The 21528-nt window shown below is 69.7% G+C and carries 18 protein-coding genes and 1 pseudogene; 10 read left to right on the top strand and 9 right to left on the bottom strand.

Features of this window, described 5'->3' with window-relative positions; genetic code table 11:
• Positions 1-123: 123 nt before the first annotated feature.
• Positions 124-624 carry a hypothetical protein gene (locus HD593_RS30605; RefSeq protein ID WP_185105457.1) on the top strand — a complete coding sequence of 167 codons (501 nt, stop codon included), beginning with the start codon at positions 124-126 and terminating at the stop codon, positions 622-624.
• Here HD593_RS30605 and HD593_RS65260 read toward each other — a convergent pair.
• The 7 genes from HD593_RS65260 to HD593_RS30570 form a co-directional block, all read right to left on the bottom strand.
• The gene (locus HD593_RS65260) at positions 588-1577 is read right to left on the bottom strand and encodes a hypothetical protein (RefSeq protein WP_185105456.1); all 990 of its coding nucleotides are present in this window, start codon (positions 1575-1577) and stop codon (positions 588-590) included. The two genes, HD593_RS30605 and HD593_RS65260, sit on opposite strands and share 37 nt — an antisense overlap.
• Positions 1574-3319, bottom strand: a complete 1746-nt coding sequence (locus tag HD593_RS30595; RefSeq protein WP_185105455.1) for an ABC transporter ATP-binding protein — start codon at positions 3317-3319, stop codon at positions 1574-1576. Before HD593_RS30595 ends, HD593_RS65260 begins: the two co-directional genes overlap by 4 nt.
• Complete coding sequence (locus tag HD593_RS30590; RefSeq protein WP_221525068.1) at positions 3316-5895, bottom strand: ABC transporter ATP-binding protein/permease; 2580 nt, start codon at positions 5893-5895, stop codon at positions 3316-3318. The genes HD593_RS30595 and HD593_RS30590 overlap by 4 nt, the downstream gene beginning before the upstream one ends.
• Positions 5895-6578 carry a TetR/AcrR family transcriptional regulator gene (locus tag HD593_RS30585; protein WP_185105454.1) on the bottom strand — a complete coding sequence of 228 codons (684 nt, stop codon included), beginning with the start codon at positions 6576-6578 and terminating at the stop codon, positions 5895-5897. The genes HD593_RS30590 and HD593_RS30585 overlap by 1 nt, the downstream gene beginning before the upstream one ends.
• Positions 6579-6627: 49 nt before the next feature.
• Positions 6628-6834, bottom strand: coding sequence for a hypothetical protein (locus HD593_RS30580; protein ID WP_185105453.1), 207 nt, complete (start codon positions 6832-6834; stop codon positions 6628-6630).
• A gap of 64 nt (positions 6835-6898) precedes the next feature.
• On the bottom strand, positions 6899-7981 hold the full coding sequence (locus HD593_RS30575) for a hypothetical protein (RefSeq protein WP_185105452.1): 1083 nt from the start codon (positions 7979-7981) through the stop codon (positions 6899-6901).
• Between the two features lie 289 nt (positions 7982-8270).
• Positions 8271-9032 carry a FadR/GntR family transcriptional regulator gene (locus tag HD593_RS30570; RefSeq protein WP_312903808.1) on the bottom strand — a complete coding sequence of 254 codons (762 nt, stop codon included), beginning with the start codon at positions 9030-9032 and terminating at the stop codon, positions 8271-8273.
• Positions 9033-9217: 185 nt separating this feature from the next.
• On the opposite strand from HD593_RS30570, the gene HD593_RS30565 reads away from it, so the two are divergent.
• The 6 genes from HD593_RS30565 (at position 9218) to HD593_RS30540 (ending at position 16548) form a co-directional block, all read left to right on the top strand.
• Positions 9218-10453, top strand: a complete 1236-nt coding sequence (locus tag HD593_RS30565; protein ID WP_185105451.1) for an ABC transporter substrate-binding protein — start codon at positions 9218-9220, stop codon at positions 10451-10453.
• A 77-nt stretch (positions 10454-10530) separates the two neighbouring features.
• Entirely contained in the window at positions 10531-11475 is a 945-nt protein-coding gene (locus tag HD593_RS30560) for a carbohydrate ABC transporter permease (protein WP_221525067.1), read from the top strand.
• Entirely contained in the window at positions 11472-12287 is an 816-nt protein-coding gene (locus HD593_RS30555) for a carbohydrate ABC transporter permease (protein ID WP_185105450.1), read from the top strand. Before HD593_RS30560 ends, HD593_RS30555 begins: the two co-directional genes overlap by 4 nt.
• Positions 12288-12292: 5 nt before the next feature.
• Positions 12293-13441: a galactonate dehydratase gene (dgoD, locus tag HD593_RS30550; RefSeq protein WP_185105449.1), complete on the top strand. Its 1149-nt coding sequence runs from the start codon at positions 12293-12295 to the stop codon at positions 13439-13441.
• A gap of 38 nt (positions 13442-13479) precedes the next feature.
• A complete protein-coding gene (gene manD, locus HD593_RS30545) occupies positions 13480-14709 on the top strand; it encodes a D-mannonate dehydratase ManD (RefSeq protein WP_185105448.1) in 1230 nt (409 codons plus the stop codon).
• Positions 14710-16242: 1533 nt separating this feature from the next.
• Entirely contained in the window at positions 16243-16548 is a 306-nt protein-coding gene (locus HD593_RS30540) for a hypothetical protein (protein WP_185105447.1), read from the top strand.
• 583 nt (positions 16549-17131) lie between these two features.
• Here the strand turns inward: HD593_RS30540 and HD593_RS30535 are convergent.
• Positions 17132-17734: a TetR/AcrR family transcriptional regulator gene (locus tag HD593_RS30535; protein ID WP_185105446.1), complete on the bottom strand. Its 603-nt coding sequence runs from the start codon at positions 17732-17734 to the stop codon at positions 17132-17134.
• Positions 17735-17798: 64 nt separating this feature from the next.
• On the opposite strand from HD593_RS30535, the gene HD593_RS30530 reads away from it, so the two are divergent.
• The 3 genes from HD593_RS30530 to msrA all read left to right on the top strand — a co-directional run bounded on the left by HD593_RS30530 (position 17799) and on the right by msrA (position 20247).
• Entirely contained in the window at positions 17799-18749 is a 951-nt protein-coding gene (locus tag HD593_RS30530) for an NAD-dependent epimerase/dehydratase family protein (protein WP_185105445.1), read from the top strand.
• A 514-nt stretch (positions 18750-19263) separates the two neighbouring features.
• Entirely contained in the window at positions 19264-19731 is a 468-nt protein-coding gene (msrB, locus tag HD593_RS30525) for a peptide-methionine (R)-S-oxide reductase MsrB (RefSeq protein ID WP_185105444.1), read from the top strand.
• A gap of 9 nt (positions 19732-19740) precedes the next feature.
• A complete protein-coding gene (gene msrA / locus HD593_RS30520; RefSeq protein ID WP_185105443.1) occupies positions 19741-20247 on the top strand; it encodes a peptide-methionine (S)-S-oxide reductase MsrA in 507 nt (168 codons plus the stop codon).
• A gap of 225 nt (positions 20248-20472) precedes the next feature.
• Here msrA and HD593_RS30515 read toward each other — a convergent pair.
• A pseudogene (locus tag HD593_RS30515) lies at positions 20473-21476 on the bottom strand (IS5 family transposase).
• Between the last annotated feature and the right edge of the window lie 52 nt (positions 21477-21528).

Genomic DNA, 21528 nt, shown 5'->3' with positions numbered 1-21528 from the left:
GCTGATCCTCAGCAACGGGTACTGCCAGGGAGACCGCTGCGGCTCAGCCCGTCCAGCGGGGTGATCGCGCCGCCGAGGTGGCCGAGCCGTGCGGGTCCCGGCCGATGCGCGATCATGTTATCCATGTCGGCCCCCCAGCACGCTCCCGCATCCGCCTCGGCGGCGGTGTCCGGACGTTCACCACGAGCTCGCCGGCTCGGCTGCCTGGCCTTGGCGCTGGTGCCGTTCGTGCTGATCGGGATGATCGTCGAGGCTCCTTCGTGGATCGACGACTACCGGCTGGCGCGCATGGTGGAGCGCATCCAGGCGTATCCGCTGCCGGACGGGGCGGAATTCGGCTCCTTCGACCCGCAGGCCGAGACCACTGGTGGTGACTCCGGCGACTGCTGGTACACCATCCGCTTCCCGGTCTCCACCGACCGGCCCGTCCACGAGGTGCTCAGCCACTACCGCAAGGCCAAGATCGAGGACCCTGACGGAGACCTCGGCGACTTCACCGTCACGGCCTGGGCGATGGTCGACGAGCCCGGTGGCCAGGGAGACGAGGCCACCGCGACGGGCCCGGTGATCATCGACGTGGACGGCGTCTACAGCGGGTCCCTGCTGGACGGCCGCTGCTCGTAAATCCGCCTGAGAGTCGCCGATGCTTTCACATCATCACTGGTCAGCACGGCCCTCGGCTCGCTGTTCCTGGCGCCGCTGGCCGACCGCATCGGCCGGCGCGCCCTGATCCTGGCCTGCCTGGTCATCGCGGCGGGCGGGATGCTGCTGTCGGCCGCCGCGCAGGACGCCGGTTGGCCGCCGGGACGGCTCTTCCTGCTGGTCGCGGCCGTCCTGATCGCCGGTGGACTCGCCGTGCACGCCTTCCGCCTCACCACCCGGGAGCACGCATGATCTCGGAACCCAGACTCGACCTGCGGGTGGCCGCCAGGACGCCGGTCGCCGACGGCGTGGTCGCCCTGACCCTGGAACACCCGGACGGGCGCCGCCTGCCGGACTGGACGCCCGGCGCGCACCTGGACCTGATCCTGCCGGGCGGCCTGACCCGCCAGTACTCGCTGTGCGGCGACCGGTGGGACCCGCACACCTACCGCATCGGCGTGCTCAGGGAACCGGACGGCCGGGGCGGCTCGGCCTACGTCCACGACGAGCTGGCCGTAGGCGCCCCGGTGGCGATCGGCGGCCCCCGCAACAACTTCCCCCTGGCGCCCTCCGAGCGGTACCTGTTCATCGCCGGCGGCATCGGCATCACCCCGCTGCTCCCCATGATCCACCAGGCCGAGCTGCTCGGCACCGACTGGCGGCTGCTCTACGGCGGCCGGACGCGGGCCTCGATGGCGTTCACCGGCGAGCTCGACGGCCGGCAGGCCGCTGACGACGCCGTGCGGCATGAGCATGCCGTCCACGCCGCTGAGCACCGCGTCGGCGTTCTCCACGATCTCGGGCGTGACGTGCCGGAAGTGCAGCCGCACGCCGGGCGACTCCCGGTGGCCGGCCGCGCCCGGACCCCGCTCGGCCGTACCGGCACCGTGGACGACGTCGCTCCGCCGACCGAGGGCAGGCGGCCGTCGGTTCATGCTGTCGTGCCGACGCCGAGCCGCCATCCCGTCGCGGCGTCCTGCTGCTTCCAGAACTCGGCGAACCGGCCCCCGGCCGCGAGGAGGTCGTCGACCGTACCGTCCTCGACGATCCGGCCCTCCTCCAGGAAGACCACCCGATCGGCGGCGCGGATGCTGGCGAGGCGATGGGCCACGATCACCCGGGTGCGCGGAGCCGGGTCGGTGGTCAGCGCCGCGGTGACGGCGGCCTCGTTCTCGGTGTCCAGGGCGCTCGTGGCCTCGTCGATGAGGAGCACGGGCGCGGGCTTGATGAGCGCGCGGGCGATGGACACCCGCTGGCGCTCGCCCCCGGACAGCGTGGTCCCGGCCTCGCCCACTCTGCTCTCCCAGCCGTCCGGGAGCCGGCTGACCAGCGTGTCGACCCGGGCGAGAGCCGCGGCCCGGCCCACGGCGTCGTCATCCGCCGCGGGAGCGCCGGCCAGGATGTTCTCCCGGATGCCGCCGTCGAACAGGTAGGGGTGCTGGAAGACGACGCTGACGAGTTCGTGACGTGAGCCGGCGTCCAGCTCGGCGGTGTCGGCGCCGTCGATGACGACGGTGCCCGCGGTGGGCTGGTGAAGGCCGGCGATGAGCGCCAGGACGGTGCTCTTGCCGGACCCCGACGGGCCGACGATCGCGGTGGTCGTGCCGGGCTCGATGACCAGGTCGAAGTGGTCGAGCACTGTCGTCCCGCCGTCTCCGTAGCGGAAGCCGACGTCGCGAAGCTCGATCCGGGGCGCTCCCCGCGGGGTCGTGCGCTCGATGCCGGAGGGGACGGTGGGGGCGTCGAGGACCTGGCGGATGCGGCGGAGCGTGCCGAGCGTGGACTCGATGCCGGGGGAGAGCTCCGCGACGGTGGTGAAGGGCTCCAGGTAGCGGACCACGACGACGATCAGCGCGATCGCCTCCGGGACTGTGAGCGCCCCCTGCACGGCGAGGGCGACCGTGCTCCCGGCGAGCAGCAGGAGAGCGAGCTGGCTGGCCAGGCCGAAGATCAGCTGCCCGGGAACCTGCCGGAGCAGCAACCGGATGCCGGCGCCGTGCTGGGCCGCGAGGGCGGCGCCGGCATGACTGCGGGCGGGCTCGATCCGCCGGGCCGCGCGAAGAGCCTGCTGGGTGCGGGCGAACTCCAGGATCCGCTCGGTCAGCGTGCTGTTCGCCTCCGAAGCGGCCCGGTCGGCGTCCCGGCCGAGGCGCCCGGCGGCCCACCACGCGGCCAGCAGCACCGGCACCCCGGCCAGCGCGGCAAGTCCGAGCGGCCACGAGATCGGCAGCAGCGCGACAGCGATCGCGATCGGCAGCAGGATGGCGCCGATCAGCGGGGTCACGAGATAGATGATCAGGCCGACCAGGTCGGGGCCGACGGCGGCGACGGCCTGCCGGCTCGTCGCGGTGTTCTCCGCGCCGAACCAGGTCAGGCGGATGCGGGAGATCCGATCGGCGACGGTGCGCTGGCCGGTGTCGAGCAGCCCGAAGCCGAGGTCGAAGCCCCGCCGTGCCGCGGCGGCGTCGATGCCCCACCCCGCCGCGGTGATGAGCGCGAGCGCCCCCACCCACGGCCACGCGGTTGCGGGATCGCCGCTGAACAGCGCCGCGACCAGGGGGACGAGCAGAACCGCTCCGGCGGCGCGGAGGACGACACCGAACACGGTCAGGGCAAGGTGCACGGCGATCCTGCCGCCGCTTCCGGCGGGCAGCAGCGTGAGCAAGGAACGGATCATCGGTTCGCCTCCATCTCGATCCGGCCCGCAGGAGTCCCGCCGCGGACGGCGTCCCAGAGCTTCCGGTACCGGCCGCCCCGGTCGAGCAGCTCGTCGTGCGTGCCGGTCTCGGCGATCCGCCCGTGATCGAGCACGACGATCCGGTCCACGCCGGTGATCGTGTGCAGCCGATGGGCGATGACGAGTACCGTGCGTCCGGCGGTCAGGCGGTTCAGCGCCTGCTGCACGAGGTACTCGGACTCGGGATCGGCGAACGCCGTGGCCTCGTCGAGCACCAGCACCGGGGTGTCGGCGAGGATCGCGCGCGCGATCGTGAGCCGCTGCCGCTCGCCCCCGGAGAGTGCCGCGTCCGGGCCCAGAACGGTGTCATAACCGTCGGGCAGGCGCAGGATGCGGTCATGGATCTGTGCGGCGCGGGCGGCGGCCAGGACCTGCTCGTCGCTCGCGTCCGGGACGGCGAGGGCGATGTTCTCGCGTACGGTGCCCTGCACCAGCTGGGCCTGCTGGAAGACGAAGCCGACCCTGGCGTAGAGCTCGTCCGCGGCCAGCTCGCGAACGTCCCGGCCGCCGACCCGGATCGCGCCGTCATCGACGTCGTGGAACCGGGCCAGCAGTGCCGCCAGCGTCGACTTGCCGGATCCCGACGGCCCCACGAGAGCTGTCACGGTGCCGGGCTCGAGCGTCAGCTCGATGTTCTGCAGGACCGGCACGCCAGGACGGTAGGAGAAGCCGACCCGGTCGAACTCGACCCGGCCGGCCGGAACGCGCGGCGCGGTGCCATCAGCCGGACGAGTGCCGAGCTCGTCCTCGTCGAGGGTCACCTGGATCCGGCGCGCGGCGAGCAGTCCCGAGCGCAGGCCGGAGAGCCCGTAGCCGACGGCCAGCAGGCGGGCGCCGAACGTCGTCCCCAGCAGCAGGAACGGCAGCAGCGCCACCGGATCCATGCTCCCGGCGGTGACGAGCAGTGTCCCGAGACCGCAGATGAGCAGCAGGAACGTCGCCGGGCGGGTGACCAGATCGATGAACGTCTTCTGTCCCGTGTGCGGCCGCTGCCAGTCGTTCAGGAACCCGATGTACTCGCCCAGCCGCCTGCGGAAGCTGGAGGCGGCCGCGCCGCCGAACACCCGGATCACCGGCTGGCCGTCCAGGTAGGCGCCCGCCTCGACGTTCATGCGCTCCGCCCAGCGGGACGCTTCCGCCGTCTTCGAACCGGACTGGACGACCATGATCGCCATCGCCACGACGTACACGAACACCGGTAGCAGCAGCAACAGCGCGATTCGCCAATCCACGACGAACAGATAGACGAGCACCGCGACGGGCGCGACGAGTGCCGCGACCGCGTCCGGCACGGCATGGGTCACCAGGTAGTGCAAGGAGAGCGTGTCGTCCTGCACGATCTGCTTGACCTGACCGGACCCGCGCGCGTCGAACCAGCCCAGCGGCAGCCGCGCGAGCTTGCCCAGCAGCCGCTGCCGCAGCTCCCGCGCGAAGCGGGCGTCGACCCAGTGCAGCCACAGCAGCAGCCCGGAGGCGAGCATCACCCCGGCACCCATGAGGAGGACGGCCCAGCTGCCGACGGTCCACAGCCGTGCCGCCTCGGCGCCCGCGATCAGGAGCCGGGACAGCTCGGCCAGCAGCACGAAGGGGGCCAGCTGGACCAGCGTGAGGACCGCCTGCGCGAGGCCCGCGACGATCAGCGTCGGGCGCAGCGGGGCGATGAGCCGCCCACCCGCCTGTGCCCGCCACGCACCGCGCCGCGCCGGTTCCGCTGCCGGCACCGCCGCGGCGGGAGAAGGCTCGGCGGGCGTCGGCTCCGGCGTGGCCTTGGACCGATTCGAGCCGAACGCGCGCCCGTAGTACCAGTACGCCTGGGCGTGGGTCTCGCTGCGGGGGAAGCCGAACTCGTCCCGTAACCGCGCGCGGAGATGCCGGAGCGAGCCGGACTCCGCGGCGGCCCAGGCGTACCAGTTCGACCAGTCGCGGGATTCGATCGCCGCAGCCAGCGAACGCTCGCCGCGACGCGGCGCCCAATGGACGTTCACGCGGGGATGGTTCACGAGCGGGATGAGCCGATCCGCCTCCTGATGCTCCTCCACATACAGCTCCACCTGCACCTCGGCGGGCACGGTTCGCAAGATGCCGTTGATCGCCGGGATCGAGGCCGAGTCGCCGACCAGCAGGTAGCCGGCCGGCGGCTCTGCCGGGGGATCGAACCGCGTGGAGCCGAGCGGGGTGACCTGCACCGTCGTCCCCGGCTCGGCGCGCCGCGCCCACAAGGATCCCGGGCCGGCGGGCTCGTGCAGCACGAAGTCCACCGCGAACGTCCCGGTGGCCGGGTCCGCCTCGGAGAGCGTGTACCCGCGCTGGTGCTCGACGTCAGGATCATCCGGATCCGGCATCCAGAACCGCACGTACGCCGCCGGCGCGACCACGACGTCGTGCAGCAGGGTCGGGGAGGTCATCCACACCCGCAGGAAGTGCGGAGCGAGCCACTCCGTGCCGGTGACCGTCACCTGATGGTCGCGCGCACCGTACGCGCGCATGATCACTCCATCGAAACCGCGCTTGGCCATCACTCTCCTTCCCCGGTGGCGCGCAGCGCCGACCGGATTTCGTCCACCGGCCGGCCCGGCGGCGCCGCCTCCACGAACCCGCGGATCGCGGCGCCCAGCCACAGCCGCACGTACTCCTCGGCTCCGATGTCGGGCAGCTTGCGATGCGCATCAGCGAGACGGGAGTCCGTCAGGATCCCCTCCTCGGCACCCCGGCGCTGCTCGCCGAGCCCTTCCGCCCGTTCGCGCTGCACCTCCTCGGTCGCCGCGTAACCGACGGCGATCAACGCCACCGCGGAGGACAGCACGATCGCCGCGTCCATCGAATAACCGCGCCGCACCAGCGCCTCGGCCTCCACGGCGAGCAGCCTCCGGCCCCCCTCGCCACGAGGGAACAAGGTCTGCACATAAGCGGCCAGCCCCGGATGCCGCAGGATGAAGCCCCGCAACTCCAGCGCGAAGGACAGCAGGTGCCGCACCGGACCATGCGCCGGATCGTCGTGAAAGTCCAGGCCGGCGAGGATGCTCTCGCCCACCAGCCGCTCCAGCTCCCACCGTCCGTCGACGTGACGGTAGAGCGCCGTGGACGACACCCCCAGCCGTGCCGCCACGGCGTTCATGCTCAGGTCCCGCAGCCCCAGCTCGCGTCCGGCCCGGACGATGTCCGCCGTCTCGATCTGGCGAGGCCGACCCCCGATCCGCATCACCCTCACCTCATCCGCGGCAAAGTTGCACCCACTAACTAAGGGTAGCCTAATCTAAGCTCGCGTCGCGACAAGACCGCGCGGTCTGGTTCGGGGTGTCCGCCACCAACACCTGGTTCGATCCGGCCACCGCCGCGTAGAGGGAGGTGGCGTCGGGCGTGGCGGCCAGGCCGTACACGGTGGACGGGCCTGTGATGGAGCCGGTCAGGTCGCTGCGAAGGTCATCGGCGAGGACCTCGCAGCCGACGTAGATCATGCGGCGGCGGGGGCTCGATCTGCCGACACGTGGAACACACCCGGAGGGGCACGCTCGTTGCGCGTTACAGCAGCCGTTCGCTTCGGATGGCTGCTTCTTCCCTGGTCGCGGTGAGGAAGGCCTGGCGGAGCTGGTCCTGGGGTGTGGTGTGGTGCTGGTAGAGGTTCCAGCAGGTGTGGATGCCGTGGAGCAGGTTGTCGAGCAGGTCGGGGGCGGGGCGGGCGGGGTCGAGCGAGGTGAGCGGCAGGTGGATGGTGTCGGGGCCGAGGCCGGCTTCCGGGTGGGCGTTGTGCATGAGCTCCTGGGCGGCGGTGATGCGGTGCTGGACGTCGAGGATGCCGCGCAGGTAGCCGTCGGCGATGTGCAGGGCGTTGCGGATCAGGGGCATGACCACGTGCCGGGCGCGCGTGCCTTCGGTGATGGCGGTGGTGATGTCGATGAGGCTTTCGACGGCGAGGGGCTTGCCGGGCTGCCCCGCGGTGCCGGCGACCTGGATCGGGTGCAGGCCCGTGTGCTGGGCGGTGATGGTGGCGGCGGCGTGGAACCAGTGGGCGGCGGCGATGGCGGCCGCGGTGGGGTCGACCTCGGTGAAGAGGGCTTGGCTGCCGAACGGGTTGTCGTGCAGCAGGCGGTCGGCCTGCGAGATCTGCAGGGGTGAGGCGTCTTCGCGGCTGAGCGCGACGGCCTGCTGGGCGCGGTCGGTCAGGTCGCCGCGTTCGGCTTGCTCGATGGCGGCGAGCTCGGCGGCGATGTCGGTGGTGATGTGCGTGGTGAGCTGAGAGGTGTCGAGCTTGTGCAGGGTCCGGGCGATGGCGTGGGCGGCTAGCTCGACCTTGGTCGTGATCGGCCGGCTGGTGAATCGGGTGGTGGCGACGAGGGCGGGGAGGATGGTGTCGAAGGCGTCGCGTTCCTGCTGCCGTTGCCGCCCGGGGCTGTGGGGGCCGTGCCGGTGGGCGGCGCTGGCGGGGTGCGTGTAGGAGCGCCAGCAGAGCTGGGACAGGTGGGTGAGCTCGGCGGCGAGCTTGCGGGTGTCGTGGGGGAGCTGGTCGTGGGTGAGGCGGGCCACGACGGTGGCGGTGTCGCCGATGCCGGTGCTCCACTGGGCGATGAGCGTGTGGTGGGCACGGTCGATGGCATACCGAGTCAAGGAGACCTCTTCGGGGAACGGGGGGACCAGAGGGAGTGAGGGCTCTGCTCGGGGCAGGTTCCGGTCATGCTCAGGATGCTGGATCCACCGCTCACGTGAAGGCTTTTTGACGTTGTTCCCGGGCCCCTGATCAGCGCTTTTGTTGGGATACGCGGCATAAATTCCTTCTGAATCCGCCGCTCCAGGGCAAGCCTCCGACCGAGGCCCGCGATCACACCCACGCACTGCGCAGCACCCAGAGGCGTAAGCGCCGGCCCGGAGCGGGTGCGCGGCCTGGGGCCCGTGCGAGTCAGGCGCCGCCGGGCTCGGTGCTCCGCGCCCACATCGACTTCATCTCGGCGAACCCCTGCTCCATGATCTCCACCATGGCCCGCATGGCCCGCTCGCCGTCGCGCCGCTGAATCGCCTGAGCCACGTCCGAATGGAGGCGCAACGCCCGCTCATCGGGGTAGTGGGGCATCAGATGGTAGTGGTGGCGGCCGGCCAGAACCTCGGCGACGATCAGCTGGAGCTCTGCGAACATCTCGTTGCCGGAGGCGTTCAGCACCCGCCGGTGGAAGTCGATGTCCAGGCTGAGGAAGCGGGCCTCGTCACCGGCCTTCCCGGCGGCCCACAGCTTGGCCGCGAGCCCGACCAGCTCGCTCGCCTCCTCGTCGTCGATCCGCTCGGCGGCCAGCCAGGCGGCGTGCGGCTCGATCGCGGTACGCAGCTCGGTGATCGAGCGCATCTGCGCCATTCGCCCGTTCGAGGCGAGCCGCCAGCGGATCACCTGCGGGTCGAAGACCTTCCACGCCCGGGCTGGCCTGATCATGATCCCGACCCGGCGCCGGGTCTCGACGAGCCCCATGGACGCGAGCACCCGCAGCACTTCGCGGATCACCGAGCGGGAGACCTGATAGCGGTCGACCAGGTCGTCGATGCTGAGGACGGAACCGGCGGCCACCTCGCCGTTGCAGATGGCGGTGCCGACGTGGTCGAGGACGCGTGCGTGCAACCCAGCCTCGGCGGGGGCCTGCCGGGTGGGGGCGCCCTCAGGGGAGGACTGGATCACAAACAAAGCATATCAGTCAGCAGTCTTTACTTGAATAAATCAGCTTTTTTGTCCTAGCATCCCGGCATTAAGCAGATGTTACGGGAGTGTGGCGCTCTTCCAGGGGGGCGGCGACCACGACAGAAAGGCGAGATGACGTGCGACGTCGATCGATCATCGGTACATCTCTGGCCGTGGTTGTGGCCATGGCTTCGTCCGCCTGTGGCGGCGGCGGGGACGGCGGCGCGGCCACGACGGTACGCGTCACCCTCGCCAACCACGTGTGGACCGACAACGTCAAGAAGGCGCTGCCCGAGTTCGAGAAGCAGACCGGCCTCAAGGTCGAGGTCACCCAGCTCGGCGAGGACCAGCTCTCGGACCAGTACAACGTGAAGCTGAACGCGGGCTCCTCCGACATCGACGTGATGATGTACCGCCCTCTGCAGGAGGGAAAGCTCTTCGCCAAGAACAAGTACCTGGCCGACCTGTCCGACCGGGTGAAGGCGGCGAACTGGGACTTCTCCGACTTCCAGGCGGGCCCGGTGGAGTCCACTGCGTACGAGGGCAAGCCCGTCGGCATCCCGATCATCACCGAGCAGGAGGTCCTCTACTACCGCAAGGACCTGCTCGCCAAGGCCGGCCTGAGCGCCCCGCCGAAGACCCTCGACGAGCTGAAGGCCGCCGCCGCCAAGGTCAAGGCGGCCGAGCCGGACGTCGCCGGCTTCGTTGCCCGCACCGGCAAGTCGGCGGCGGTCACCCAGTTCTCCAGCTTCCTCTACAGCTTCGGCGGCGACTTCGTCGACGGCAGCGGCAAGTCCGCGGTCGGCAGCGAGGCGGCCAAGCAGGCCTACGCCTTCTACGGCGGCCTGATCAAGGACTCCGGCCCGGCGAACGTCAGCACCGACATGGGCTGGCCGGAGGCGATGGCCATCTTCACCCAGGGCAAGGCCGCCTTCTACACCGAGGCGAACTCCCTCTACAAGAACGCCACCGACCCGGCCAAGTCCAAGGTCGCCGACCAGGTGGGCTTCGCGCCGTTCCCTGCGGGCCCGGCCGGCTCGAAGCCGTACAACATCCCGTCGTGGGCGCTGGGCATCAACGCCGCTTCCGAGAACGCGGACAACGCCTGGAAGTTCATCGAGTGGGCCACCAGCAAGGAGCAGACGCTCGCGCAGCAGAAGTCCGGCGTGCCGGGCGCCCGCAGCTCCGTCTGGGCCGACCCGGAGGGCACCTCGACCTTCCCGGAGGACCTGGCGGAGGCCATCGCGGCCAGCACCAAGGCCGGGGTGGGCCATGACCGGCCGCTGGTCGTGAAGGTCGCCGAGGCCCGCGAGATCGTCGGCCAGCCGCTCGTCGACGCGATCACCGGCAAGGACGCGGCGGCGGCCGCGGACACCGCCCACGCCGCGTTCCAGAAGTTCCTGGACGACGAGGCCAGGTAAGCGGCACGCGCGGGGAGGCGGGACACGCGCCCGGTTCCCCGCGTGCTCCCGCAGGCCCGCCCCTCCCTGGAGACCTCATGGCAACGACCACCACCACCAAGCCGCCGCGCAGCACCGTCGCCGCGCCCGAGACGCCCGGCTGGCTGCGCTGGGTCGACGACCACCGCAAATGGCTCTTCGCCGCGCCCGCGATGACCTTCGTCGCGGCGCTGCTCGTGTTCCCGCTGGCCTGGACGGCCTACCTCAGCCTGACCGACGCCGAGGGGTCTGTCCGCGCGGAGAGCGAGTTCGTCGGCCTGGCGAACTACCTCGACGTCCTCTCCGACATCGAGCGGTTCTGGCCCGCCGTCGGACGGACCGCCACGTTCACCGTCGTGGCGCTGCTGTTCGAGGTGGTCCTCGGGATGGCGATCGCCCTCCTGCTCTGGCGGCCGTTCAAGGGTCAGAGGTGGGTCCGGGTCGCCATCCTGCTGCCGCTCGTCGCCACCCCGGTGGCGGTCGGCATGATGTGGCGGCTCATCTTCGACCCGAACATCGGCCTGGCGAACCAGCTCCTCGGCTGGTTCGGCATCGGGCCGCAGCCCTGGCTCTCCGGCCAGTACACGGCCCTGCCGACCACGATCTTCATCGACGTGTGGCAGTGGACGCCGATGGTCGTGCTGATCCTGCTCGCCGGGCTCACCTCGCTGTCGGACGAGCCGCAGGAGGCGGCGCGCATCGACGGCGCCAGCACCTGGCAGCGCTTCCGGCACGTCACCCTGCCGCTGCTGACGCCCACGCTGACCGTGGCGATCCTGCTGCGCGGCATCGACGCGCTGAAGACCTTCGACATCCTGTACGCCACCAAGGGCCGCGGCGGCGGCTCGTTCCACGAGGTCGAGACGCTCAACGTGTACGCCTACGGCCTCAGCTTCGACTACAACGAATACGGCATCTCCTCCACCGTGCTCATCATCTTCTTCCTGATCATCATCGGGGCGATGTGGGCCCTGACCGCCCGGCGCAAGGAGGCGCAGCGATGAGGCCCCGGCCCGCGTACCAGGTGTTCCGGGTGGTGGCGCTCACCGTCGTGGTGCTCGCGCTGATCGCCCCGCTGATCTGGATGATCGCCGCGTCGTTCAAGACCAACGTCGACATCTACGACCCGGGCAAGGCGCTGGCGTTCACGCCCACCACGGACAACTACGCCAAGGTGCTCCAGCAGGCGAACTACATCGAATTCATCGTCAACAGCCTCTGGGTGGCCTTCGCCGCCACCGTGGCGTCGCTGGTCCTCGGCCTGCCGGCCGCGTACTCGATGAGCCGGTTCAACATGAGGAAGTCCGCGCTGGTGGTGCTGATGGCGCGGGTCATCCCCGGAGTCTCGCTCCTGGTGCCCTGGTTCTACGTCTTCTCCAACCTGAAGCTGGTCGGAGGCTTCGGGGTGCTGATCATCAGCCACATGTTCGTCTCGCTGCCGCTGGTGGTCTACATCATGATGGGCTACTTCGACAGCCTGCCCGAGGATCTGGAGGAGGCGGCGCTGGTCGACGGGCTGACCCACGTCGGCGCGTTCCGCCGCATCACCCTGCCCCTGTCGGTGCCGGGCATCGCGACCGCGGGAATCCTGTCGTTCATCTTCTCCTGGAACAACTTCATGTTCGCGCTCGTGCTCTCCGACGCCGACACCAAGACGCTGCCCGTGGCGATCTTCGACTTCGTCGGCTACGCCAGCATCGACTGGGGCGGCCTGATGGCCGCGAGCACCGTGGTCACCCTGCCGATCATGGTCATCGCCCTGTTCGTGCAGAAGTACGTGGTCTCCGGCCTCACCGCCGGCGCGACGAAGGGCTGAGCGGCATGACGACCATCGCGCGGGTCGAGACCTTCCTCGTCGCCCCCCGCTGGCTGTTCGTCCGGGTGGAGACCCGGTCCGGCATCGTCGGCTGGGGGGAGGCCACCTGCGAGGGGCGCTCCGAGACCGTCCGCACCGCCGTGCACCAGCTCGCGGAGCTGCTGATCGGCCGGGAGGCGCTGCGCATCGAGGACCACTGGCAGGTGCTGACCAAGGGCGCGTTCTACCGGGGCGGCCCGATCCTGGCCAGCGCCGTGGCCGGCCTGGACCAGGCCCTCTGGGACATCGCCGGCAAGCACTTCGGCGCCCCGGTGCACCAGCTGCTCGGCGGCCCGGTGCGGGACCGGATCCGAGTGTACGGCTGGGTCGGCGGCGACGAGCCCGGCGAGGTGCGCGACCACATCGCCGCCCAGATCGCGGCGGGGCTCACCGCCGTGAAGATGAACGCCTCCGGCAGGATGAGCCCCGTCGCGACGGTCGCCGAGCTGGACGGCGTGGTCGCCAGAGTGGCCGCCGCGCGCGAGGTGCTCGGCGACCACCGCGATGTCGCCGTCGACCTGCACGGGCGCTTCACCCTGGCCAACGCCCGCCGGATAGCGCCGCTGCTGGAACCGTACCGGCCGCTGTTCCTGGAGGAACCGGTCGTCCCGGAGAACTCGCACCTCATCGGCGAGTTCGTCCGCTCGACCACCATCCCGGTGTCGACGGGGGAGCGGCTCTACAGCCGGCAGGAGTTCCTGCCCGTCCTGAACGCCGGCATCGCGGTCGCCCAGCCGGACATCTCGCACGCCGGCGGCATCACCGAGGTGCGCAAGATCGCCTCACTCGCCGAGATGTACGACGTACAGCTCGCCCCGCACTGCCCTCTGGGCCCGATCGCCCTCGCGGCCTGCCTTCAGGTCGGCTTCGCGACGCCGAACTACCTGATCCAGGAGCAGAGCATCGGCATCCACTACAACCTCGACGCCGACGTGCTCGACTACTGCGTCGACAAGACCCCGCTGACCTTCGTGGACGGGCACATCGAACGGCTCACCGCGCCCGGCCTGGGCATCGAGATCGACGACCGGGCGGTCCGCGCCGCCGGGGAGAAGGGGCACGCCTGGCGCAGCCCCGTCTGGCGGCACCGCGACGGTGCGTACGCGGAATGGTGACCATGACCCTCCACCCTCATCCGTAAGAAAGGCAGCACGTGAAGATCATCGCGGCGGACGTCATCGTCACCAGCCCGGACCGCAACTTCGTGACCCTCAAGATCACGACGGATGAGGGGATCACCGGTCTGGGCGACGGCACCCTCAACGGGCGGGAGCTGTCGGTCGTGTCGTACCTGGCGGACCACGTGGTCCCGCTGCTGATCGGGCGGGACCCGCACCGCATCGAGGACACCTGGCAGTTCCTCTACCGCTCCGCGTACTGGCGGCGGGGGCCCGTCACCATGGCCGCCATCGCGGCCGTGGACGTGGCGCTGTGGGACATCAAGGCCAAGGCCGCCGGGATGCCGCTCTACCAGCTGCTCGGCGGCGCCTCCCGCACCGGGATCATGGCCTACGGGCACGCCTCCGGCCGGGACCTGCCCGAGTTGTTCGACTCGATCCGCCGGCACCTGGAGCTGGGCTACCGGTCGATCCGGGTGCAGACGTCCGTGCCGGGCATCGACGCCGTGTACGGCGTGGCCGCCCAGCCCAGCGTGGACGGCCGGCGCTACGACTACGAGCCGGCCCAGCGCACCCCGCTGCCCGCCGAGGAGGACTGGGACACCCGCGCCTACCTGCGCCACCTGCCCGGCGTGTTCGAGGCGGTGCGCAACGAGTTCGGCCCCGACCTGCCGCTGCTGCACGACGGGCACCATCGGATGACCCCCATCCAGGCCGCCAGGCTCGGCAAGGCGCTGGAGCCGTACGACCTGTTCTGGCTGGAGGACTGCACGCCGGCGGAGAACCAGGAGGCGCTGCGCCTGGTCCGCCGGCACACCACGACCCCGCTGGCCATCGGCGAGGTCTTCAACACCGTGTGGGACTACCAGACCCTCATCCGCGAGCAGCTCATCGACTACGTCCGCTCCGCCGTGACCCACACCGGGGGAATCACGGCCATGCGCAAGCTCCTCGACTACGCCGCCCAGTACCAGATCAAGTCCGGCATCCACGGCCCGACCGACATCTCCCCGGTCGGCATGGCCGCCGCCCTGCATCTGGACCTGGCGATCCACAACTTCGGCATCCAGGAGTACATGCAGCACGGCCGGGCCACGAACGAGGTGTTCCGGCAGTCGTTCAGCTTCGCCGACGGCTACCTGCACCCGGGCGAGCTGCCGGGGCTCGGCGTGGAGCTCGACGAGGCAGCTGCGGCGCGCTTCCCGTACCAGCCGGCCTACCTGCCGTTCAACCGGCTCAAGGACGGCACCGTCCACGACTGGTGACCGGACACCGTCCGCGGGCCCGACTGCCTCTGAGTGGCGGTTGACGGTCCTGCTCGGCTACCTGAGGGTCCACCTCGATGGAAGTGACCTCACCCTGATCCCCGACGAGGTCTTCGCCCGCGCGGGCCAACTGCTACGCCGAACGGTGGGTGCGCACTGTGCGGGCCGAGTGCACTGATCGAACGCCGAAGAGCGCTCGGTGGTCTGATCACGAGTATCACCGAGCCGCGTAGCCGCTCCAGAGAATTCCCGGTTCAAGCCCGATTCGACGGGTGGGCAGTAGCGTGCCGCGCGCCCCATACAGCCTCAGACGCACCTTCCCACTCTCACTCTGGGCGACCAGCAGCGCTTCCTGGAGCCGCCAGATTCTGGCGTGCGATAGGTCGACGCGCCGGGTGCGGAAGATTTCGCGCACGTTCAGGACGCCGCCCTCCAACGTGGCGGCGTACCGGAAACCGACAGGACGAGAGCGCTGATCATTGCCCCGGGGGAAAGCGCGAGCGTCACAAGGAGCAGAGCCTCCGGGGCGGGCAGCAGAGGGCTGCCGGCGCAGAGAAAGTCGTCGTAGGAGCCGCGCTTTCACCATGCGCGGGCAGGCTGATACCGCACAGGTGAACCGCGCCGGGTCTGATGATGGAAATCCGGATCGGTTCACGGTGCCGGGCGCGTGTCGAAGAGCAGGTGACGAGCGTGGGACTTGAGTCGCAGTTCTCAATGCCGCCCGCCATCGAATCGTGCCTCATCGTGGCGCGGTGTCATGCGTTGCAATCGAAATGTCGAAGAATCCCGTCCGGTGTCATGCCGTATCAGGTGCAAGCCGGTGACGTGTTCGGAGGGAATGCTCGGCAGGCGGAATGTGGTGCGGCGCCGACGGCGGTCAGTGCGTGCACTGTCCGTTGCACCCTGCGGCGCCCCGGTGTCCGGGTTCTAGTGTTAGTGACAAAGAGAGATTGTCAGGGAGCGGCGCACGGGCGCATGCCCGATATCGGCCAGGTGGGTGAAGCGGCGGGTGGGCTCCGGGCGGTCGCCGACACGGCGGCGCGGTCATGCGCCGATGAAACTTTCATCAATGCCGGTGCCTGATAGCCGAAACCGGCAGTCTCAGAACCTGCGCGTGCGACCGAAAAGGCGCAGCATGGCACGCAGAAGTTCACCAAGCAGAGGTACGGTGACAATGGCCTTTCAGCGCTGGCTCTGGCGCAATGTTCGGAATATGGGCCAGAGCAGATTCTGCTGCCCCGAAGTCCGAAAGCTCGCAGCGTAAAGGGCTGTGTCCCAACCGTTTGACAGCGGCGCCGGCAGCGATCACAGTATGCATGTTTGTAGATCTCGAGGCGGCACTCGGCAGCGCAGCCACATGACGGGACCAGCCGGTATTCGGGCCGGCCGACCCCGGAGTGCCCTTGGCTATGTGCTCCACCATGAGGGCAACGGCCGCCAGATTCTTGTGTCCCAATGGTCAACGTCGCCGCTATATCGATCTGCGCTGCATTCATATTGATCAATCAAAGACCCGTCCCCGTAAGGAGAAGCATGCGAACAGTCATTTGGCTCCGCCGGCTCGGCCTCGTCTCAGCGGTGGTGGCGGTCGGCCTGGCGACCACGTCCGTGGCCGCGCACGCCGACGGCTATGACACTCCCCGCAGCGCCACTGTTGTGGGCGCGGGCAACACCTACGCGGAGGGGGTGGCGGCCGCCGAACGGCGGGCCCGGCAGGCCGTCCTCGCGGTCGGCCACGACTGCACCCCTGGGACCTACAGCAATTTCGGGATCTATACCTCTCCGGGTGGCGGCACATGGGTCTTCCAGTCCACCCACGAGGCGATGTGCGTCGATTGATCAAGTTTCAGCAGATCGGCCTCCGCAGGGGCTGCCGGGCACTGTAGCCCCGTTGCCCACAGCGGAGGCCGTTCCGCGGCATCTACGCGAACGAGGTCCGGCAAGCCCTCAGCCCGCGTCCGCGTAATTCGGTGATTCTAGACATCTCGGCAAGAGTTGAACCCGCAGGCCAAAGCATAGGGACCCTTGCTCGCTGAGCCGGAGACTTTGTTGTCCCACCTCATATGTACGTCGTGCAGTATCCGCATTGCGTGCCGTGTAGTAGACGGCCAGTAAAGCCGCCAGCCCGGTGGCAATGGCGAGCCAGGACTGCCCTGAGCCTCTTTTCCAGAGAACGCGAGTCGGCCGCCACCGACTACCACGTGCGGAAGAACGGCGAATCATCATGTCATCTACAATGGCGGGCGTCCGCGTTCACGGCCTCGGAGACCCTCCGAGCGGAAGGGCGTCCCGCTAGATACATGGTTTATGCCGTGAGCTGGGTTTGCTGCACGAGCCGCGGGAGCGGGTTGTTGACTTTCTCGCGAAGCGTTCCCTTGGGACGAAAGCGCGTCTCGCCGAGTGCCGCAATCTCGGCGCCCCGTCACGGGGGTGAGGCTCGATGGCCGCGGAAGGCCGCCTCCAGGGCGACGCGCCAGTGGTGGTCAGCCTGGGGGCGGGGGCCGAGCGAGCCGAGGAGTTCGAGGCTGGCCAGGCCGTGCACCAGGGCGTTGAGGTGGACGGCGACGTCATAAGGGTCACAGGGAGCGAACCGGCCCGCGTCCACGCATCGAGCGACGGCCTGTACCAGCGTGTCGAACGTGCCCTGAATCTGCGCCAGAGCCGCCTCGTCCGGCTGGAAGTCGGCGAGAGGCCGGCCGAACATCAGCTCGTACAGGTGCGGGTTGTCCAGGGCTGAGGCTCGGTACGCGTGTCCGAGCGCCATCAGGTCGGCCTCCGGGTCGCCGTCGGCGGGCACCCGGGCGAACTCGTCGGCGAGCCGGGCGAATCCCTCCAGGAACATCGCGCGTAGCAGGCCGGCCTTGTCGCCGAAGAGGTTGTAGACGGCCTTGGTGGAGGTGCCGACCTCGTGGGCCAGGCGCCGGGTGCTCAGCGCTTGCGGACCTTCCTGGGCGAGCAGCCGTCCGGCGGTGTCCAGAAGATCCCGGCGCAACTCGTCGTAGTCGCGGGTACGTGGGCGGGCCATTTGACAAGCATATCGCAACGATGTTTCATAACAGTGTTTCCAAACTCGTCAACGGGAGGCCACCGTGCCCGCTACATCCGATCTGCATGTCGTTCTCGGCGCCGGAGGGGGCGTCGGTGCTTCCGTGGTCCGCGAGCTCGTCTCCAGGGGGCACCACGTCCGCGCCGTCAATCGCAGCGGACGCGCGCCCGCGTTGCCCGGGGTCGAGGTCCACCGGGGCGACATCACCACAGCCGAGGGGGCCAGGGCCGCCTGCGCCGGGGCCGAGGTCGTCTACCACTGCGCAGCTCCCGCCTACGACCGATGGGTGCAGGAGTTCCCTCCCATGACCGATGCGGTACGGCAGGGCGCAGCCGCCTCCGGCGCGAAGCTGGTCTTCGCCGACAACCTGTACATGTACGGTCCCGTCGACGGGCCCATGACCGAGGCATTACCCCACGCCGCCCGCAACCCGAACGGCCGGGTACGCGCCGCGATGGCAGAGGCGCTGCTGGACGCCCACCGCTCAGGCGAACTGCGCGTTGCCCTGGGCCGCGCCTCCGACTACTACGGTCCCGGCGGTGTCAACACCGTCGTCGGCACGATGGTGTTCGCGGCGGCGCTCGCCGGGAAGCCCGTCCGCTGGGTCGGGTCGCTCGACCAGCCCCACACGCTCAGCTTCCTGCCCGACATCGCCAGAGGCCTGGTGACACTCGGCTGCGACGCGCGGGCTGACGGCCACGCCTGGCACTTGCCGGCGGCGCCGGCCGTGACGGGACGGGAGTTCCTCGACCTGGTGATCGCCGAGCTGGGGCAGCCCGGCACAACGTCAGCGCTTGGCCGGCCGATGCAACGCCTGATCGGCCTGTTCAACCCGACCGTGCGCGCCCTCGGCCAGACGTGGTACCAGCGCGACCGGCCGTTCGTGAGCGACACCTCGAAGTTCATCGCCACGTTCGGGCCGTTCACCGCGACCCCGCACGCCACCGCCGTCGCCGCCACCCTCGACTGGTACCGCGCCCGCCCGACCTCGTGACCGGTGTCAGCGGCCACCGACGACAAGCCGCGCCACCTCGTCCCTCGCCGGCCTTCCTGCCGTGGCCAACGAGCGGAAATCCCCGCCCCACCCTGTTGCGCGCCGCCGCCGGCCTTCCCGACAGGTTCAAGCTGCTGTTACGGTACGCCGTCCGCGAGCCCGACTTCCGCCTGGCCGCGTTCAACGCGGTCACCGGCTGATCGAGCATCGGCGCGCGGCGGCCTCACGGTCGAGGGCTCGCCACGTGGGGCCAGATTCGTGCCGCTCGCCGCGCCCGGCGTGGGCCTGACGCGGCCGCTCTCGATCGTCACCCCCCGGCCGTAACGCCCCGAACCGGCCCCTGCGGAACGCTGATGGACCTGATCGCGGAACCCCGGTCCTTACCAAAGAAGAACGACCGCGCAAGTGGCCCGTCCGTAGGAATATAACCGGCCCGTAGAGTGTCTGTATCTCCGCGTCCAGGTGCGTTTCACCTGGTCCCCCCAGCTTGCCGAAAGGCGGGGAAGGGAGAGCTGTGTCCCGGCAGACTCAGTACCACAAGAACCCGGAAGCTGTTTCGCGGCTCGACCCGGAGCAGTACCGCGTGACGCAGCAGGACGGCACCGAGCGCCCGTTCGCCAACGCCTACTGGGACAACCACGAGCCCGGCATCTACGTCGACGTCGTGTCCGGCGAGCCGCTGTTCGCGTCGGTCGACAAGTACGACAGCCACTCCGGCTGGCCGAGCTTCACCAAGCCGATCGTCAGGACGAACGTCGTCGAGCGCGAGGACTTCAGCCACGGGATGATCCGGGCGGAGGTCCGCTCGCTGCACGGTGACAGCCACCTCGGCCACGTCTTCGACGACGGTCCTCCCGACAGGGGCGGACTGCGCTACTGCATCAACTCCGCGTCGTTGCGGTTCATCCACCTCGACGACCTGGAGCAGGAGGGGTACGGCGAATACCGCACCCTGTTCACCAGCGACACAGACGACAAGTAAGGAGACGACGTGACCACCGAGAAGGCGATCCTCGCCGGCGGCTGTTTCTGGGGTATGGAGGAGCTGTTCCGCCACCAGCCCGGCGTCGTGTCCACGCGCGTCGGCTACAGCGGCGGCGACGTCCCGAACGCCACCTACCGCAACCACGGCACCCACGCGGAGTCCATCGAGGTCGTCTACGACCCCGACAAGACCGACTTCCGCGCGCTGCTCGAGTTCTTCTTCCAGGTGCACGACCCCTCGACGAAGAACCGCCAGGGCAACGACATCGGCACCAGCTACCGCTCGGCGATCTTCTACACCAGCGACGAGCAGAAGCGGGTCGCCGAGGACACGATCGCCGACGTCGACGCCTCGGGCCTGTGGCCCGGCAAGGTCGTCACCGAGGTCACCCCGGCGGGCGACTTCTGGGAGGCCGAGCCCGAGCACCAGGACTACCTGCAGAAGTACCCCAACGGCTACACCTGCCACTTCCCCCGTCCCGGGTGGAAGCTCCCGAAGCGGGCAACGGCCTGACATCTCCGGCGCGCGAACCCTCAAGTCCGCGCGCCGGCGCATATCCGGGAACGTGCGCCAGCAGAGCGGCGTGCGTGACTACCCCGAGCCGATTGCCGGGATCGGCCACGTCGAGCCCGTCCCATGACGGGTCCGCGCCGTGGCCGGCCGCGGCTACGGCGCTCGACACGACCCGCGCGACGTACGTGTGGGAATGGCCGTACTAGGGCGCGTATTGGGTCGTGATCAATGGGTGGGTCGGGTGAGGTCTCTCATCCAGATCATCGAGGCACGCAGGTGAAGACCAGCGAGATGGCTGCCGGGCGTCTTGTCATACCGGGTGGCGATGCCTCGCCAGGCTTTCAGCTTGTTGATCAGACGCTCGACGGTGTTCCGCTCGGCGTAAAGGCCGGCGTCGTGACCGACTGGCCGGCCGCCCCGGGAGCCCTTCTTCTTCCGGTTGGCGGCCTGGTCCGGCTTCTCCGGGATGACGGCCTTGATGCCGCGTCTACGTAGGTAGGCGCGGTTGCCGCGGGAGGAGTAGGCCTTGTCACCCGCCACGGCATCGGGTCGGGTGCGGGGACGGCCGACAGGACCCGGGACCCGGATCTTCCTCAGCACGGGGATCAACTGCGGACTGTCGGCCGCCTGCCCGGCGGTCAAGACGAACGCCAGCGGCCGGCATTGACGGTCTGCGGCTAGATGGATCTTGCTCGTCTGCCCGCCCCGGGACCGGCCGAGCAGGGCGGCCTTCAGCCGCAGCTTCCAGCGGCGCCGAAGGAATCGCCGTTTGTCCCCTCCTGCGCCCGGTTGGGCCCCTGGCCGGTTTCGTTCTTCGACCTCGCCCCCTTTGACCTGGCTTTCTCCTCCTGGGCAGCGGCCTTCTCCAAGGCGGTGAGGACGTCATGGCTCAGATGCATCCCGGCCGCGTCGTGGTGAGCACGCACCGTGGTGGAATCAACGCCAACCAGGGACAGGTCCACCTCTCCCCGCTGGGCGGCCTCGGCGATCAGGCCCTGCAGCAGGGCCACGAACACGCCGAGGTCACGCCACTGACGGAAGCGATTGGAGACCGTCGGCCAGGCACCGAACTCAGCCGGCATCTCCTGCCACTGAGCACCGCTCCGAAACCGCCAGATCACGCCTTCGAACTGCTGGCGCAGACGCTCGGGGTAGGGCCCGTACTCACCGATCGGCAGGTAGGGCTTGATGAACTCCCACTCTTGGTCTGACAGTTGCGCTCGCGTCACACGCGAAGGTCTACCGGCCCACAACCCGCAGCGGGACATTCACATGTTGATC

It is taken from the genome of Nonomuraea rubra (assembly GCF_014207985.1).
Taxonomy (GTDB): domain Bacteria; phylum Actinomycetota; class Actinomycetes; order Streptosporangiales; family Streptosporangiaceae; genus Nonomuraea; species Nonomuraea rubra.
Note: the sequence above shows the minus strand (reverse complement) of the source record. Positions and strands in the feature narration are given on the sequence as shown.

Coding starts and splice junctions, on each gene's coding strand:
- HD593_RS30605 (WP_185105457.1), top strand. CDS start 124: ATGTCGGCCCCCCAGCACGCTCCCGCATCCGCCTCGGCGGCGGTGTCC.
- HD593_RS65260 (WP_185105456.1), bottom strand. CDS start 1,577: ATGAACCGACGGCCGCCTGCCCTCGGTCGGCGGAGCGACGTCGTCCAC.
- HD593_RS30595 (WP_185105455.1), bottom strand. CDS start 3,319: ATGATCCGTTCCTTGCTCACGCTGCTGCCCGCCGGAAGCGGCGGCAGG.
- HD593_RS30590 (WP_221525068.1), bottom strand. CDS start 5,895: ATGGCCAAGCGCGGTTTCGATGGAGTGATCATGCGCGCGTACGGTGCG.
- HD593_RS30585 (WP_185105454.1), bottom strand. CDS start 6,578: ATGCGGATCGGGGGTCGGCCTCGCCAGATCGAGACGGCGGACATCGTC.
- HD593_RS30580 (WP_185105453.1), bottom strand. CDS start 6,834: ATGATCTACGTCGGCTGCGAGGTCCTCGCCGATGACCTTCGCAGCGAC.
- HD593_RS30565 (WP_185105451.1), top strand. CDS start 9,218: ATGGCTTCGTCCGCCTGTGGCGGCGGCGGGGACGGCGGCGCGGCCACG.
- HD593_RS30560 (WP_221525067.1), top strand. CDS start 10,531: ATGGCAACGACCACCACCACCAAGCCGCCGCGCAGCACCGTCGCCGCG.
- HD593_RS30555 (WP_185105450.1), top strand. CDS start 11,472: ATGAGGCCCCGGCCCGCGTACCAGGTGTTCCGGGTGGTGGCGCTCACC.
- dgoD (WP_185105449.1), top strand. CDS start 12,293: ATGACGACCATCGCGCGGGTCGAGACCTTCCTCGTCGCCCCCCGCTGG.
- HD593_RS30540 (WP_185105447.1), top strand. CDS start 16,243: ATGCGAACAGTCATTTGGCTCCGCCGGCTCGGCCTCGTCTCAGCGGTG.
- HD593_RS30535 (WP_185105446.1), bottom strand. CDS start 17,734: ATGGCCCGCCCACGTACCCGCGACTACGACGAGTTGCGCCGGGATCTT.